Genomic DNA, 15076 nt, shown 5'->3' on the forward strand with positions numbered 1-15076 from the left:
CGGCCCGCACAGCGAACGTGCGGTGCCTCATACCGATCGCAGCGAAGGCGAGATCCCTCGAAACGCCCACCTCCAAGCGGAACGCTCGTGTGAGGTACTTGATGAGGAGTCAGGGTTGCTCACCAAGGCGAAGCCTGACACCTTCGCGATGACTTCGTTTGGGCGCGAAACAGCCCCTGAGCTGGGAGTTGTCGAGGAGAGTGAAGCATACATGTGATTTACTTATGAAAATCTTGTGAGGCGTCACTCGCGCCGACCTGCCTCTAACCGGAAGGAAGATATGGCGATAACCCGTGCCCGAAAGGCACTCATCGCAGGTGCCGTTGGAGCCTTGGCCGCAACCGGCAGCCTCCTGACACTCAGCACCGCACAGGCCGATCCGCAGACTGCCCCGACCGCAGCCACAGCCACGGACATGCCTACCACCGCCGAGACTTGGGACTACCCTGGTGCGGCAAAGATCGCCGGGGAGAAGGGCATCGCCCTCAAGCGCGGAGACGGGCACATCACACTCACCGACTGCGCCCAGCCCTACGACCTCCAGGTCCGCTCCCGACTCGGGCACTTCTGCTTTGCGGTGAACAGCAAGAAGGGCCTGCTCACGCTTGAGCTTCCGGACTCCTTCGGGATCGACAACGGGGCACACCCCGTCACGGCGACGCTGGACGCGGGCGGCAAGGAGAGCGTCGTGAAGGCTCCGGTCAACGACTACACGCCGATGGGCGAGGCGGGTGACTCCGGAGAGCGCTCCATCCTGGTCGAACTGCGCGTCACCGGCTGACCTCGCCCTCTGCGCCCTGCCGCCTGAGTGAGGCGCGCAGGCCATCCCCCGGCTCCCGGCACCGCCGGCTCGCCGTCCCTGTTCGTTGTTCCACTTTGATCGGATCCTGCGTACCCGTGTCCAGAACATCCCGTCGAGCAGCATTGACCGGCCTGCTCGCCACCTCGCTCGTCACCGGGGCATTCGCTGCCCTGCCCGCCCAGGCCGTCACCGGCTCCGAGGCCGACAAGGCCACCGCCGCGTTCACCGCCCGCATCGACATCGGCGACGGCGACCGCACATGCTCCGGCGTCCTGGTCGAGTCGCAGTGGCTGCTGACCTCCGCCACCTGCTTCGCCGACGGCAAACCTGCCGCAGGCACCCCGGCCAAGGCCGCGAAGGCCACCATCGGCCGCAACGACCTGACCTCCAGCACCGGACAGGTACGCAACATCGTGCAACTGGTGCCGCGCACCGACCGCGACCTGACGCTGGCCCGTCTGGACAAGCCGGTCACCGACATCACCCCAGTGGCCATCGCTGCCCAGGCCCCCGCCGCGGGAACCGACGTGACCGTGCCCGGCTACGGGCGCACCAAGACCGAGTGGTCGCCGCAGAAGATGCACGTCGGCACCTTCACTGTCGGTGCCACCGGCACCAGCGACCTGCCGCTCGCCGGCAAGGACGGCTCCGCCATCTGCGCCGGCGACACCGGCGCACCCGCGCTGGCCGTCAACGGCGGCAAGAGCGAGCTCGTGGGCATCAACTCCCGATCCTGGCAGGGAGGTTGTTTCGGCACTGACGCCACTGAGACGCGCACCGACGCACTCGACACCCGTGTCGACGACCTGGCCGGCTGGGTATCGGCGCACGTCGCGCGGTGGGGTCTGAAGGCAGAGGCCAACGGCAAGTACGTCGCAGCCGAGTTCAACGACGCCGGCAACCAGCAGGGCAAGCTGCGCGCCCGCAGCGATGCCCCCACCGGCAGCTGGGAACAGTTCGCGCTCCCCGCAAACGGCACCGACGGTGGTATCAGCCTGCAGGCCCAGAACGGTGACCTGTACGTGAGCGTCGAGGTCGAGGACTCCGGCACCCACGCCGGCATGCTGCGCGCCCGCGCCACCAGTGCGGGCAACTGGGAGAAGTTCAGACTCGACCGCCAGAGCAACGGGAACTACTCCCTCAAGGCAATGAGCAACGGCAAGTACGTGTCCACCGAGATCAACGACAGCGACACGGACAACGGACTGCTGCGCGCGCGCAGCGACACGATCGGCAGCTGGGAACGCTTCGGCCTCACCCGCGCCGACAACTTCCCCACCGCATCCCGCGACGCCGTCCAGCCCGGCCCGCTGCCAGCCTCCTAACGAGTTGGTGCGTGATAGCGGGTGGGCATGCTCTCGTGGTAAGTGAAGGGCATGGTCGATCGGGCGGTGTGGGCGCATCCGTTGTTCACGGGTATACCGACGGTGCATCTGGCGGCGCTGGTCAAGGAGTTGGCCTCGCCGTGGGCAGCTTCGGCGGAGGGCCGACGGGAGCGAGTGCGTGGTGGAACACGAGGGCGTGCGCCGGGTGCGGGTGCTCGGTACCAGCTGCTGTTCGTGGACCGGCTAGGTTCTGTTTCTTTGGTCAGCGTCGGGTCCAGATGATGATGCCTGCGAGGTGGAGTGCGGCCTGGTAGGCGATAGCGAGTTTGTCGGTTCGTGCGGCCAGGCCGCGCCACTGTTTTAGCCGGTTGATGCACCACTCGACGGTGTTCCGCCGCTTGTATGCCTCGCGGTCGAAGCCTGGCGGGCAGCCTCCTCGGCGGCCCCGCCGCGGGCAGTGGCCGACCTGGTCGGACGGCTGCGGGATGACCGCTCGGATTCCCCGGCGCCGCAGGCGGGCGCGGATGGCACGGAACAGAGTAGGCCCGATCGGCCAGCACAGCGAAAGGCCGGGTCCGTGGCCTGCCCGGGCCGCCGCGAGGCACACGGATGCGGGACATCACCGACTCGAAAGCGGATGCGTCACCGGCTTGGCCTACGGTGACAGTGAAGGCGAAAGGGCATGCACCGCCGTCCGCGGCCAGATGGACCTTGGCGCTCAGGCCTCCGCGGGAGCGTCCGAGTGCGTGGCCGGCGGGCTCACCGGAGCGAGGCCCCCCCTTTGCGTACTCCGGCGGCATGCTGGTGAGCCCGCACGACCGTGGAGCCCACCGACACCGTCCAGTCGATATCGTCGTCGGCGTCCGCTGCCGCGAGGACAGCGGCGAGGATCATCTCCCAGGAGCCGTCGACTGCCCACCTGATCAGCCGCCGGTGGGCGGTCTGGAAAGAGCCGAGCTCATCGGGCAGATCCCGCCAGGGCGAGTTGGTGCGGTACTTCCACGCGATGGCCTCCAGCATGCGACGGTAGTCGGCCCACCGCCGTCCCCGGACCGGATCGGCCGGCATCAGCAGCTCGAGCCGATCCCACATCACATCAGTGAGCACTAATCGGGCAGGCACATCCGATCAACTGATGAACCCATCAAAGAGACACACTCTAGGAAAGCCCGGGCCGGTGGCGTCCTCAGTCGAGGAACGCCGTCTCTATCCAGCGGCGTACCGCCGAGGGGCGCATCCGGTGCAGGCGGTCGACCGTGTCGGCGACCTCGTGGGAGCCGCCCACCGAGAGGAACTTCTCGCGGACCAGGTCGGCGTGGGAGCGGCGGGTCTCGGGGCCCGCGGCGCCGACGGGGATCAGGCGGGTGCGGGAGATCGTACGGCCGTCGGTCAGGCGGACGGTGACGCGGGCGCCCGTCGCCTTGGTGGAGCGGGAGAAGTCGCGGTTGTCGGCACGGATCGCGCCGACCAGGTCCACGAGTTCGTCGCCGCCGAAGCCGCGCAGCCACGGCACCGCCAGCTCCCCCGCCTCTCGTACCGCCTCCCCGAACGGGGCGTCGGACAGGAAGAGTTCGCGGGTCATCTCGGTGTCGTGCTCCAGGCGTATCCGCTTGGCCAGCGCCCACCGGTCGAGGTCGTCCACACGCGGCGAGGAGAAGTCGTCGACGGAGAACTCGCCGGTGAGGAGGGTGGTCGCCACCGGGTAGGGCACGTCCAGGACCAGCGCGCCGAGCGGGGAGCCCGGACCGGTGACGTAGGCGGCGGCCCGCTCCCCCGCGAACAGGGTGTACAGGGACGCCTCCACGACGACCTCGGCCACGTCCTGCGGGCGCAGGGAGCCCAGTTCGCGGTGGATCTCCGCCGCGCAGTCCACGGCCGCGTCGATGCCGGGGCCGCCGGGGTGCATCTTGAAGGACAGGGTGTCGGTGTGCCAGCGCCGGCCGAGGCCCTTGGCGACCGCCTGCGGCAGCGGGACCGTCGCGAAGCGGGCGAGGAAGCCGTCGCTGTGCTCCATGATGTCGGGTGCGCCGCGCAGCCCGGCGTACGCCGCGTCGCAGGCGTCCATCGCGGTGCGCACCGGGGTGAAGGTGTTGAACAGCCGGGCGTCGCTGGCCAGGAAGGCGCGCATCAGGGGCCAGTTGGGCATGGCGAAGGCCAGTCCGAAGGCGTTCTCGTACAGGCTCGCGGAGGCCCGGTCGGCGTGCAGCCGCCCGGCGACGGCGCCGGCCAGATGGGTGTGCACGGCGCTCTGGCCGCGCAGCGGGCCCAGGGTCGCGGAGGCGGTGATGCGGGCCGCGCACTCGTTGGCCACGACCACCGAGGTCAGCAGGGAGAGGCCGTCCAGGCGGCGGGCGTAGGCGAAGGCGAGGGGGACGGCGACCGTGGAGTTCGACAGATGGCCGGCGTACGCGGTGTCGTCCAGGTTGAGCCAGGAGCCGAGCGCCGCGAAGACCCCGGCGGCCTGGCGGGGGTCGCGCTGCATGGGGTGCCCGAAGGCGGCCACCAGCTTGCGGCCCAGGGGGTGCTGGAGCCCGGCCCGGATGGAGGCGATCTGCGAGAGCACCTGGCTCGCGGCGAGTTTGAGCACCCGGCACGGCACGGCCTGCGGGCGCAAGGTGGCGGCCCAGTGCGAGAGTTCGCGCAGCGGGCTGTCCGTACCGGCGGGGTTGCGGGCGGCCGATGGCGACGATGCCGCGGCCTGCTCGGCCCAGTCGTCGCACAGCGCTTGGGCGACGCTCTCCGCGAGGACGGCGGTCATGGCGGGGTACCTTCCGTGCGTGCGTCGAGGGGGAGGACGTCGGTCCTCAACACGGGTGCGGGAGCACCGGACCTGCCGGTGCTCCCGCGACGCGTGCCGATGTTACGCGGCCGGGACCTTGTCCAGGAAGCCGTAGACGGCCTTGATCTTGCCGGCCTCGTCGGCGACGAGGACGTCGAAGCCGATGGCGACCGGCTCGGCGCCGGCCTCGGTCACCAGGCCCCACTGGAAGCGGGCCTGGTTGTGGTGGGCGTCGACGGTGCCGTGCAGCTCGAAGGAGAGACCCTTGAACTGGTCGCGGGCGCCGGCCACCACAGCCGCGAAGCCCTCGCGACCCTCGACCGCGGCCAGCGGGTCGATGTACGGGGCGTCGGCGGTGAACAGCTCGGCAATGGCCGCGGCGCGCTTGTCGGCGTCCGCCTCGTTCCAGATGTCGAGGTAGCGGGTGACGGTGGTGGTCAGGTCGCTCATGCGGGCGATCTCCTTTTTGGTGGTGCTTCTTCGGTTCTTCGGACGGTTGGTTCAGGGGGTGGCGGGCGCCCACACGGGGAGGGCTCCGGGGAGCACCTCGAAGGTGGCGGCGGCGCCGATGCCGTGTTGGTACTCACCGTCGTGCTCCAGCGGGAGGCGGCGGCCGTCGGTGCGTTCCACGGTGATCCGGCGGCCCCGTGCGTAGACGGTCGCCGGATGGGACATATGGGCGGCGTTCAGGGTCAGTTCGGGAACCTGGGCCGCGGTGATGTCGCCGCCGATGACGCAGACGTCGAGCAGTCCGTCGTCGAGCAGCGAGTCGGGCAGTACCTGGAAGCGGCCGCCGCGGTAGGGGCCGCCGCCGACGTTGGCGAGCACGGTGGGGCCCTCGTGCACGATCCGGCCGTCGACCGTGACCCGGCCGGGGTACGGCTCGTACCCGTCGGCGGTGTCGGCGAAGGCGCGGACGTAGCGCTCGCGGCCGCGCAGCGGGACCTGCTTGGCGGTGATCAGCGCGTCGGCGATCACGCCCGAACAGGCGCCCAGATAGACGTAGTTGCGCGTCTCGGCGAGGCGTGCCAGGTCGAGCCTGCGCAGCCGGGCGCTGCCGCCGACGCCGTGGTCGCTGAGGATCGCCTTCAGCGCCTCGCTCCAGGGGCGCTCGCCCCACAGCATCTTGTAGCCGGAGTTGCCGGTGCCACCGGGTACCACCGCGAGGCTCGCCCCGTGGTCGGCCGGCACCAGTCCCTGGACGGCCTCGCGGACCGTGCCGTCGCCGCCGATGGCGACGATCAGGTCGGGGGCGTCGTCGGTGCGCTCCAGGGCGCGGCGTACGGCGACCGTGGCGTCACCCGGTCCCGTGGTCAGGTGGACCTCGGCGCGCTCCAGCATGGAGGCGCACAACTGGCGTACCTCCTCGACCAGTTCGGGCGAGTGGCTGCCGGAAGCGGGGTTGCCCAGGACGAGTGCCCGGGTGGGTCCCGGGGCTGCGGTGTCTGCCATGGGGCGTACTCCTTCGTCGGTCGGCACCGGGGTACCGGGCTGGTGCGCCCCGGTGTCGCGGCAATGACCACTGTGCCGGGGAGGACTGTCATGCCGCTGACCCGGCGCTGACACGGCGCCCGTGCCGCGAACGCGCGCGTCCGGCCCCTCGCGGTGAGGGGCCGGACGTGGCTGCCGGGAGGCGGCGGGGCTCACTCCTTGACGAAGGCCAGCAGATCGGCGTTGAGGCGGTCCGCGTGGGTGGCGAAGAGGCCGTGCGCGGCGCCCTCGTAGGTGATGAGCCTGCTGTCCGGGATCAGCCCGGTGGTGCGCGGGGCGCACAGCGGGTACGGGGCGGCCAGGTCGGCGGTCCCGTGGATCACCAGGGTGGGGGTCCGCACCGCGGCCGTCTCCGCGCGCTGGTCGGTGGTGAGCAGCGTGCGGTAGATCTCGATGCCGGCTCTCGGCGAGGTGTTCAGGCACATCTCGATCAGCCACTTCGCCAGCTGCGGGGAGATCGGCAGGTTCTCCGGGTCGGGTGCGGCGCCCGCGAAGAACGGCCAGGTCAGCTCGGACAGCCAGGCGGCCCGGTCGGCCTTGATGGCCTGCTCGATCTGGTCGAAGAGGGCGAGGTCGAGCCCGTCGGGGTTGTCGGAGTCGCGCAGCAGGTAGGGGGTGGTCGAGGCGACCAGGGCGAGGCCCGTGACCCGTGTGTCGCCGTACCGGGACAGGTAGCGCACGCACTCCCCGCCGCCGACCGCGTAGCCGACCAGCACGGTGTCCCTCAGGTCGAGGTGGTCGAGCAGGTCGGCGAGGTCGCCGGCGAGGGTGTCGTAGTCGTATCCGGTCCAGGGCTTGTCCGAACGGCCGCTGCCGCGCCGGTCGTAGGTGACGCAGCGCAGTCCGTTCCCGGCGAGGAACGGGGCCTGGAACTCCCACATGCGCGCGTCCGCCATGGCGGCGCCGAGCAGGACGACGGGGCGTCCCTCGCCCCAGTCGTCGTAGTGCAGCCGGGTTCCGTCCCGGGTGGTGAAGTACGGCATCGCGGTGTGCCTCCTTTCCAGTGGTGGTGGGGACGCTCGTGCCGCCGGTGGTGCGTGGCGTCAGCTCCGGGCGGCGCGGCCGGGGGCCGACAGCACGAGCAGCGAGGCGAGCAGGCCCAGGCAAACGAGCGGGATCAGGGTGACGGTGAAGGCGTGCGGGTAGGCGTCCGCCTTGCCGCCCGCGCGGGCCAGGGCCGGGAAGAAGACGGCGCCGGCGATGGCCACGCCGACGGCGGCGCCGCCCTCCTGCGCGGTGTTCAGCAGTCCGGAGGCCGCGGCCGCGTGCTCGGGGACCGCGCCGCCGAGCACCAGGTTGGTCAGCGGCCCGGTGGTCAGGCCCATGCCGAGCCCAGCGACGAGCAGCATCGGCAGCAGCCAGAGCGCGGAACCGTCCAGCTTCAGGTCCCAGGCGGTGAGCGCGATGGCGGTGTAGCCGATGGCGAGGATCAGCGGACCGGCCGCGACCCGGCGGGCGTTGACCGAGGCGGCGAACCGGGCCGAGACGATGGAGGCGCCGAAGTAGCCGACGCCCAGCGCCAGGAACATCGAGCCGGACTCCAGCGGGCTCATGCCCCGGCCCAGTTGGAGGTAGAGGGCGAGGGTGAAGAAGAACGAGCCCATGGCCAGGAAGTAGGCGACCGTGGCGAGCAGGCCCACCGAGAACAGCCGGGAGCGGAACATGCCCGGCTCGATCAGCGGGCCGCGCCCGGCGGCGGACCGGCGGCGCAGATGCCAGACGGTGACGGCGAGCAGCACGGCCGCGACGGCCAGCGACTCCCACACCCACGCCGGCCAGTGCCGCTCCTGGCCCTCCAGGAGCGCGAACACGATGAGGCCGAGGGCGACGGTGATCAGCAGGGCGCCGAGCAGGTCCAGCCGGGTGCCGCCCTGGCCCCGGGACTCGGGGATGGTACGGCGGGTCATGGCCAGGGAGACCAGGCACAGCGGCACGTTGATCAGGAAGATCGTGCGCCAGCTGAGCCCCGCCACGTCGACGGAGATCAGCGCGCCGCCGATGAACTGGCCGAAGACACCGGCGAGTCCGATGACCAGGCCGTAGACGGTGAAGGCACGGTCGCGGGCGGCGCCGGTGTAGACGGTGCTGATGATGCCGAGGACCTGCGGGACCATCAGCGCGGCGGAGCCGCCCTGGAGGATCCGGGCGACTCCGAGGAAGGTCACCGTGGGGGCGAAGCTGCACGCGGCCGAGGTGATCATGAAGAGCACCATGCCGAGGGCGAACAGCCGGCGCCGGCCGTAGAGGTCGCCGAGCCGGCCGCCGGTGATCAGGCCCGAGGTGAAGGCGACGCCGTAGCCGACGATGATCAGCTGGGCCTGGGCGGCGGTGGCGTGCAGGTCGGATTTGATGGCCGGGACGGCCACGTTGGCGATGAAGAAGTCGAGCACGGTGATGAACGTGCCGATGAGGACCACCGCCAGGGCGCCCGGCGAGGGGGCCGCGGCACCGTCGGAGGCCGTCCGCTCGCGCCCCTCCGCCGCGATGTCCGGAGTTAACTCCTGAGTCATGACGACTCCGTTTCTCGATCTTTCGGTCGGTTGCTGCGGTGACCGGCCGGTCACCAGGTCACGGGGAGACGGGTCACCCCGTGGAAAACGGTGCCCCGGCGGAACAGCGTGCGCGGATCGGCGGCGAGGCGGAGGTTCGGGAAGCGGCGCAGCAGCGTGCGCAGCGCCAGGTCCATTTCGAGGCGGGCCAGCGGGGCGCCCTGGCAGTAGTGCGGGCCGAAGCCCCACTGGAGGTGGCCGCTGGTGTCGCGCTCGGGGTCGATGCGGTGCGGACAGGCGAAGACGGTCTCGTCGTGGTTGCCGGCGGGCACCGAGATCACCACGGCGTCGCCCTTCTCCAGGCGCGCACCGCCCAGTTCCATGTCCTCGAGGGCCAGGCGGACCATGGCGTCCTGGGAGATCGACCAGTAACGCAGCGACTCCTCGACGAAGTTGGGGATCAGCGCACCGTCGTCGGCGGCGACCCGGGCGCGCAGGTCGTCGTCGCGCAGCAGGGCGAGGATGTTCAGGGCGATCTGGTTGGTCGTGGTCTCGTGGCCCGCGACCAGGACCAGGCGGGCGATGCCGACGAGTTCGTCCAGGGTGATGGCGCCGGTGGCGTGGTGGCGCACGGCGAGCCGGCTCATCAGGTCGTCGCCGGGCTCGGTGAGCTTGCGCAGCGCCAGCTTGGCGAGGTACTCGGACATCTCCACGAACGCGGCCTGGGAGACGGCCGGGTCCTCCTGGGAGATGGTGACGCGGGTCTTCTCGATGAAGAACGGCGAGTCCTCCTCGGGGACGCCCAGCAGGCGCGCGATCACGAGGGTGGGCAGCGCCCGGGAGAAGACGGCGTGCAGATCGGCGGGCTGGGGCTGGGCGGCCAGCTCGTCCAGCAGCTCGTCCACCAGGCGCTGCACGGGCTCGCGCAGCCGCTTGACCCGGCGGGCGGTGAACTCGGTCTGGATCATGCCGCGCAGCCGGGCGTGCTCCGGGTCGTCCAGGCGCAGGAAGGAGCTGGGGTTGCCGCCGGGCGGCACCTGGATGCGCACGGGGGCACCCGGTAACGTCTCGTCGGCGCTGAGCCGGGGGTCGGCGAGCGCCTGGCGCACATCGGCGTACCGGGTCACGAGCCAGCCCAGCCGGGACTCGGCCGCGCCGGCCGGGATGCGCACCACGCGCGGGGGCGCCTGGCGCAGTTCGGCGAGGATGGGCGGCGGGCTGCCGTCCTCGGCCCGGGCGAAGGGCCAGTCCAGTATGTCGGCGTGGTCGGCGAGCGACATGCTTGTCCTCCAGGTCCGGGGGGCAAAGGCGATCCGCGGCACCGACTCGCTTCCTGTGCTCGACACGACGGTGGGTTCGTCGACGCGGGGCGGCAAGGGGAATTTTTTCCTCCGAGCCGTGCGCGCGGACGTCGTGGCGCCACTGTCGCGCACCACGCTGACACCGCGCTGACGTAGCACTGACACCGGGCCCGGCGGGGGCCCGTGTGCGGTTCGGTGCGGGATCTCTCAGAAGCGAATTGGGTAATGACTTTGCCAAGCCGCGCTGACCTGAGGCTGATCCGGAACTGACGGACGGGGCCGGGACAGGGCCGTGGTGGGGCACGACCCTCCGGTTTTGGCCACCATGAGGAACTCTTTACCCGGAGTCGATGTCACCAGGTGACGGGGAGCTCCTCCAGGCCGTAGACCAGGGTGTTCTGGCGGAAGCGGACGTCCTCGACCGGCACGGCCAGGCGCAGCGCGGGGAAGCGGGCGAAGAGCCGGCTGAGGCAGACCTCCAGTTCCATGCGGGCCAGCGAGGCGCCCGGGCACAGGTGGGGGCCGAAGCCGAAAGCGAGGTGACCTGCGGCGTCGCGGTGGATGTCGAGCCGCTCGGCGCCGGGGTAGACCGACTCGTCGTGGTTGGCGGCGGGGATGGCGAGAACGATTCCCTCACCCTTGCGGATGCGTGCGCCGCCGAGTTCGATATCGCCCACCGCCACTCTCACCTGGTTGTCCTGCGAGATGGACCAGTAGCGCAGGAGTTCCTCGACGGCGGGCTTGAACAGGACGGGATCGGCGCGGAGTTCGGACAGCTGACCGGGGTCGCGCAGCAGGCTGAGCACGCTGAGACCGATCTGGTGGGCCGTGGTCTCGTGCCCGGCGACGAGGAAGAAGCGGGCCATGGACACGAGTTCGTCGTGGGTCAGCTCGCCGCTCGCCACATAGCGGGTGGCGAGGCGGCTGATGAGGTCGTCGCGCGGGTCGGCGGTGCGCTCGGTCACCAGCCGGTCGAGCAGGCGGGTCATGGTGACGAAGGCGGCGTAGGTCTCCTCGGGGCCGGCCTCCTGGGACAGCACGACGCGGCTCTGCTCGGTGAAGTCGGCCTCGTCCTGCTCGGGCACGCCGAGCATGCGGGCGATGACCAGCGCGGGTAGGCGGACGGCGAACTCGGTCACGAGGTCGACGGGTCTGGGTCTGCGCTCCAGCTCGTCGAGCAGACGGTCGACGAGGAGTTCCACCTCGGGCCGCAGGGCGCGGGTACGGCGGGCGGTGAACTCGGTCAGCGCCATCCGGCGCAGCCGGCCATGCTCGGGGTCGTCCATGCGACTGAAAGACATCACTCCGGGCTCCGGCGGCAGCTGGATCCGGATGGGGAAGCCGGGCTGCTGGTCGTCGGCGCTGAACCGGTTGTCGTTGAGCACCTGGCGCACGTCCGCGTGCCGGGTGACCAGCCAGGCGTCGCCGCCGCGGATGCGCACTCGCGTGGGCGCGTCCTCGCGCAGGTCGCGGTAGGCGTCCGGCGGCGCGTAGGGGCAGGTGCGGGGCATCGGCCACTCGGCGAGTTGGTGCTGGTCGCAGGCGGACATCGGGTTCCCTCCGTTGGCTGAATCTCAGCGTTGGAAGGACATCGTGGCGAGCGTAACTGACGTGAATCTGACGGTTAACTGATTCGTTTTCGGCCAGTCAATGGCTGGTTTACGAGAGGTCAAGGGGAGCGGGATGCACTGTTCCGGAACACGCGAACGGGGGCCGGCGCTCGCGCGCCGGCCCCCGTCGGGGCGATCGGAAGGGGCCTCAGACGGCCGGTGCCGCCTCGGGGGCCGGCACCGGCCCCGCTTCGGCCGCCGCCGGCCGGGGCAGCAGCTGCACCAGGCAGGCGACCAGGACGCAGATCCCCGCCTGGACCAGCAGTCCGACGCTGAAGGCGTGTGCGTAGGAGTGCGCGGAGACATGCGATCCGGCGACCCCGAAGAAGACCACGCCGAGTACGGCGATGCCGATCGCGTTGCCCATCTCCTGGGCCGTGGAGAACACCCCGGACGCGGCGGCCGCGTGCTGCGGGGCGACCCCGGCCAGGACCAGCGAGGCGAGCGGGGCGATCACGAAGCCCATGCCGAGACCGGCCACGACCATGGCCGGAATGCACCAGGCGACGTTCCCGGTGCTGTCCAGGTGCCATGCGGTTTCGGCCAGGCCCAGGTTGCCCACGGCCTGGAGCACCGCGCCGAGGGCGAGCACCTGCTTGCCGAGCTTGGCGGCGACCTTGGGCGACTGCGCGGAGCCGAGGAAGAAGCCGAGGCCGAGCGGCATGAACAGCAGACCGGACTTGAGCGCGGACACGCCCCGGCCCTCCTGGAGGTACAGCGCGAGGACCAGGAAGAAGGAGGCCATCGCGGCGAAGAACACCAGCAGGGAGACGACGCCGACGCCGAACGCGCGGTCCGCGAACAGGCTCGGGTGGACCAGCGGCGATCCGTCCCGGGCGGCCTTGCGGCGCTGCGTCCACCAGAACGCGGCCAGCAGCGGCACGGCCGCCACCAGGCACTCCCACGTCCAGGCCGGCCAGCCCTGCTCGCGGCCCTGGACCAGCGGCAGCACGATGGCCGTCAGGCCGGCGGTCACCAGCACGACACCGGTCCAGTCGAGGCCCGTACGGCCCTCCGCGCGGGACTCGGGGACCACCTTCGGGGTGAGCAGCAGGACGACGGCGCCGATCGGGGCGTTGATCAGGAAGATGGTCCGCCAGTCCCAGCCGAAGAGGTCGGCCTTGATCAGCAGACCGCCGATCAGCTGGCCGAACACGGCGGAGGCGCCCATCGTGATGCCGTACGCGTTGAACGCGGCGACCCTGGCCTTGCCCGTGTAGGCGGTGGTCAGGATGCCGAGGACCTGCGGGATCACCAGCGCGGCCGCGGCACCCTGCACGGCGCGGGCCGCGATCAGCTCGGGCATGTTCGGCGCGATGCCGCAGGCCAGCGAGGCCAGCGCGAACAGGGCCAGGCCGATGGCGAACACCTTGCGGCGGCCGTACAGGTCGCCGAGCCGGCCGCCGGTGATGAGCATGGCGGACAGGCCGATGTTGAAGGTCGCCGCCACCAGCTGGATCTCGGCGCTGGTGGCGTGCATGTCCCGCTGGAGGGAGGGGATGGCCACATTGACGATGAAGAAGTCGATGTTGGCGATGAACAGGCCGAGCAACACCACGAGGAGAGCACCCCAGGCGGGCTTGCCGCCGGTTTCCCCGTGGTCCGTTGCCGGCGCGGACTCGGCAGCTCTGCCGGTCGGTTCCGCTTCGGTGGTCATGGACGTGACTCCTCTTGGTGCGCTGACGGCGCGTCCGTCGGCGGACACGCGGATCGGGGGCCGGCGGCCGGGCCCGCGAACGGGCCGCGGCCGCGCGGCTCAGGACGTGGGCGCCTTCTTGGGCGGGCGCGGGAACAGCTGGACCAGGGCGGCCACTCCGAGCGCGAACGGCACCAGCAGATAGACGCTGGCCCGGAAGGCGTCGGCGTAGGCGTCGGGGCCGGTGCCGCGGCCCAGGACGTGGTAGAAGACCACGCCCACCAGCGCGACGCCGATCGCGCCGCCGACCTGGTTGGCGGTGGACAGCACCCCGGAGGCCGCGCCCGCGTGGCGCGGGTCGGTGCCCGCGAGGGCCACGGTGGCCAGCGGCGCCATCACCATGGCCATGCCGGCGCCGCCGACCAGCAGCCCGGGTACCAGCCAGGCGACCTCTCCGTGGGTGCCGATGTGCTCCACGGCGGCGTACAGGCCGATCAGACTGGCCGTCAGCACCAGCGCGCCGACCGCGAGGGTCTGCCGGCCGAGCGCCGCGGCGATCTGCTTGGCGGTCAGCGAGACCCCGAGGAAGCCCACGCCGAGCGGCAGGAAGACCAGGCCGGAGTCGAGCGCGCTGAGCCCGCAGCCCTGCTGGAGGTAGAGGGCGAGCACCAGGAAGAACGAGGCCATGCCCGAGTAGTAGACGAGGGCCGTGCTCACCCCGACGGTGAAGGAACGCTGGCGGAACAGCGCCGGATCGACGAGCGGGCCGCGGTCGGCCGCCGCCAGCCGCCGCTGGTACAGCGCGAACAGGGCGAGCAGCACCGGGGAGACGGCGAGGCACACCCAGGTCCACTCCGGCCAGCCCTTCTGCTGGCCCTCGGCGAGCGGCAGTACGACGGCGACCAGACCGGCGGAGACCAGCAGCATGCCGAGCGGGTCGAGGCGGGACTTGCCCTGTGCCTTGGACTCGGGCACCACGCGCGGCGCGAAGACCAGCGCGGCGACACCGATGGGCACATTGACCAGGAAGCAGGTGCGCCAGCTGAGCCCGGCGATGTCCAGGTGGATCAGCACACCGCCGATGAGCTGGCCGAACACCCCGGCGAGACCCATCGTCAGGCCGAAGGCGTTGAAGGCGCGGATGCGGGCGGGCCCGCTGTAGACGGTGCCGATGATGGCGAGGACCTGGGGGCCCATCAGGGCGGAGGCGAGGCCCTGGGCGACGCGGGCCGCGACCAGTTGCCCGGCGGTGGGCGCGCTGCCGGCCCAGGCCGAGGAGAGGGTGAACAGGGCCACGCCGATCAGGAACATCCGGCGGCGGCCGTAGAGGTCGCCGAGCCGGCCGCCGGTGATCAGTCCGGCCGCGTACGCGAGCGCGTACCCGGCGACGATGAACTCCACGGCGGACGAACCGGCGTGCAGATCACGCTGGGTGGCGGGGATCGCCACATTGACGATGAACACGTCGAGGGTGATGACGAAGGTGCCGATCAGGATGATCGGCAGCATCGCCCAGTGCGGGGCCGCGGGCTCCTGCGGCGCGACGGCCCGCGGGGGGTCCGCGGTGGCGCCGGGCTGGTCGCCGTTGTGGTCCGGGGCGGCTTCCCGGGGTTCTTGTAGGGCCATGACGGCCGTTCCTCTCT

At 71.2% G+C, this 15076-nt stretch carries 11 protein-coding genes and 1 pseudogene; 2 read left to right on the plus strand and 10 right to left on the minus strand.

Going from position 1 to position 15076, the window contains the following annotated elements; genetic code table 11:
* The first annotated feature begins 415 nt into the window (after positions 1 to 415).
* Both GHR20_RS08850 and GHR20_RS08855 read left to right on the plus strand, forming a co-directional pair.
* Positions 416 to 781 (plus strand): hypothetical protein, encoded by a 366-nt coding sequence (locus tag GHR20_RS08850; protein ID WP_237520302.1) that lies wholly within the window; start codon positions 416 to 418, stop codon positions 779 to 781.
* Positions 782 to 924: 143 nt separating this feature from the next.
* Entirely contained in the window at positions 925 to 2127 is a 1203-nt protein-coding gene (locus GHR20_RS08855; protein ID WP_194858848.1) for a trypsin-like serine protease, read from the plus strand.
* A 262-nt stretch (positions 2128 to 2389) separates the two neighbouring features.
* Here GHR20_RS08855 and GHR20_RS08860 read toward each other — a convergent pair.
* From GHR20_RS08860 to GHR20_RS08905, 10 genes and pseudogenes are all read right to left on the minus strand, one after another.
* Positions 2390 to 3249, minus strand: a pseudogene (locus GHR20_RS08860) (IS5 family transposase).
* A 64-nt stretch (positions 3250 to 3313) separates the two neighbouring features.
* Positions 3314 to 4885: an MmgE/PrpD family protein gene (locus GHR20_RS08865; RefSeq protein WP_148026776.1), complete on the minus strand. Its 1572-nt coding sequence runs from the start codon at positions 4883 to 4885 to the stop codon at positions 3314 to 3316.
* A 102-nt stretch (positions 4886 to 4987) separates the two neighbouring features.
* A complete protein-coding gene (locus tag GHR20_RS08870) occupies positions 4988 to 5356 on the minus strand; it encodes a nuclear transport factor 2 family protein (protein ID WP_111580962.1) in 369 nt (122 codons plus the stop codon).
* 51 nt (positions 5357 to 5407) lie between these two features.
* Entirely contained in the window at positions 5408 to 6358 is a 951-nt protein-coding gene (locus tag GHR20_RS08875; RefSeq protein ID WP_111580961.1) for a diacylglycerol kinase family protein, read from the minus strand.
* A 191-nt stretch (positions 6359 to 6549) separates the two neighbouring features.
* On the minus strand, positions 6550 to 7380 hold the full coding sequence (locus GHR20_RS08880) for an alpha/beta hydrolase (RefSeq protein WP_153812877.1): 831 nt from the start codon (positions 7378 to 7380) through the stop codon (positions 6550 to 6552).
* A gap of 60 nt (positions 7381 to 7440) precedes the next feature.
* Positions 7441 to 8907, minus strand: a complete 1467-nt coding sequence (locus GHR20_RS08885) for an MFS transporter (protein WP_111580959.1) — start codon at positions 8905 to 8907, stop codon at positions 7441 to 7443.
* 50 nt (positions 8908 to 8957) lie between these two features.
* Positions 8958 to 10166, minus strand: a complete 1209-nt coding sequence (locus tag GHR20_RS08890; protein WP_148026779.1) for a cytochrome P450 — start codon at positions 10164 to 10166, stop codon at positions 8958 to 8960.
* Between the two features lie 374 nt (positions 10167 to 10540).
* Positions 10541 to 11737 carry a cytochrome P450 gene (locus GHR20_RS08895; RefSeq protein ID WP_153812878.1) on the minus strand — a complete coding sequence of 399 codons (1197 nt, stop codon included), beginning with the start codon at positions 11735 to 11737 and terminating at the stop codon, positions 10541 to 10543.
* A gap of 208 nt (positions 11738 to 11945) precedes the next feature.
* The gene (locus tag GHR20_RS08900; protein WP_153812879.1) at positions 11946 to 13454 is read right to left on the minus strand and encodes an MFS transporter; all 1509 of its coding nucleotides are present in this window, start codon (positions 13452 to 13454) and stop codon (positions 11946 to 11948) included.
* 99 nt (positions 13455 to 13553) lie between these two features.
* Positions 13554 to 15059, minus strand: a complete 1506-nt coding sequence (locus tag GHR20_RS08905) for an MFS transporter (protein ID WP_153812880.1) — start codon at positions 15057 to 15059, stop codon at positions 13554 to 13556.
* Positions 15060 to 15076: the final 17 nt, after the last annotated feature.

The organism is Streptomyces sp. SUK 48, from assembly GCF_009650765.1.
Classification (GTDB): domain Bacteria; phylum Actinomycetota; class Actinomycetes; order Streptomycetales; family Streptomycetaceae; genus Streptomyces.

Bases quoted from the DNA above. Each gene is read 5' to 3' on its own strand.
- GHR20_RS08850 (WP_237520302.1), top strand. From the start codon at position 416: ATGCCTACCACCGCCGAGACTTGGGACTACCCTGGTGCGGCAAAGATC.
- GHR20_RS08865 (WP_148026776.1), bottom strand. From the start codon at position 4,885: ATGACCGCCGTCCTCGCGGAGAGCGTCGCCCAAGCGCTGTGCGACGAC.
- GHR20_RS08870 (WP_111580962.1), bottom strand. From the start codon at position 5,356: ATGAGCGACCTGACCACCACCGTCACCCGCTACCTCGACATCTGGAAC.
- GHR20_RS08875 (WP_111580961.1), bottom strand. From the start codon at position 6,358: ATGGCAGACACCGCAGCCCCGGGACCCACCCGGGCACTCGTCCTGGGC.
- GHR20_RS08880 (WP_153812877.1), bottom strand. From the start codon at position 7,380: ATGCCGTACTTCACCACCCGGGACGGAACCCGGCTGCACTACGACGAC.
- GHR20_RS08885 (WP_111580959.1), bottom strand. From the start codon at position 8,907: ATGACTCAGGAGTTAACTCCGGACATCGCGGCGGAGGGGCGCGAGCGG.
- GHR20_RS08890 (WP_148026779.1), bottom strand. From the start codon at position 10,166: ATGTCGCTCGCCGACCACGCCGACATACTGGACTGGCCCTTCGCCCGG.
- GHR20_RS08895 (WP_153812878.1), bottom strand. From the start codon at position 11,737: ATGTCCGCCTGCGACCAGCACCAACTCGCCGAGTGGCCGATGCCCCGC.
- GHR20_RS08900 (WP_153812879.1), bottom strand. From the start codon at position 13,454: ATGACCACCGAAGCGGAACCGACCGGCAGAGCTGCCGAGTCCGCGCCG.
- GHR20_RS08905 (WP_153812880.1), bottom strand. From the start codon at position 15,059: ATGGCCCTACAAGAACCCCGGGAAGCCGCCCCGGACCACAACGGCGAC.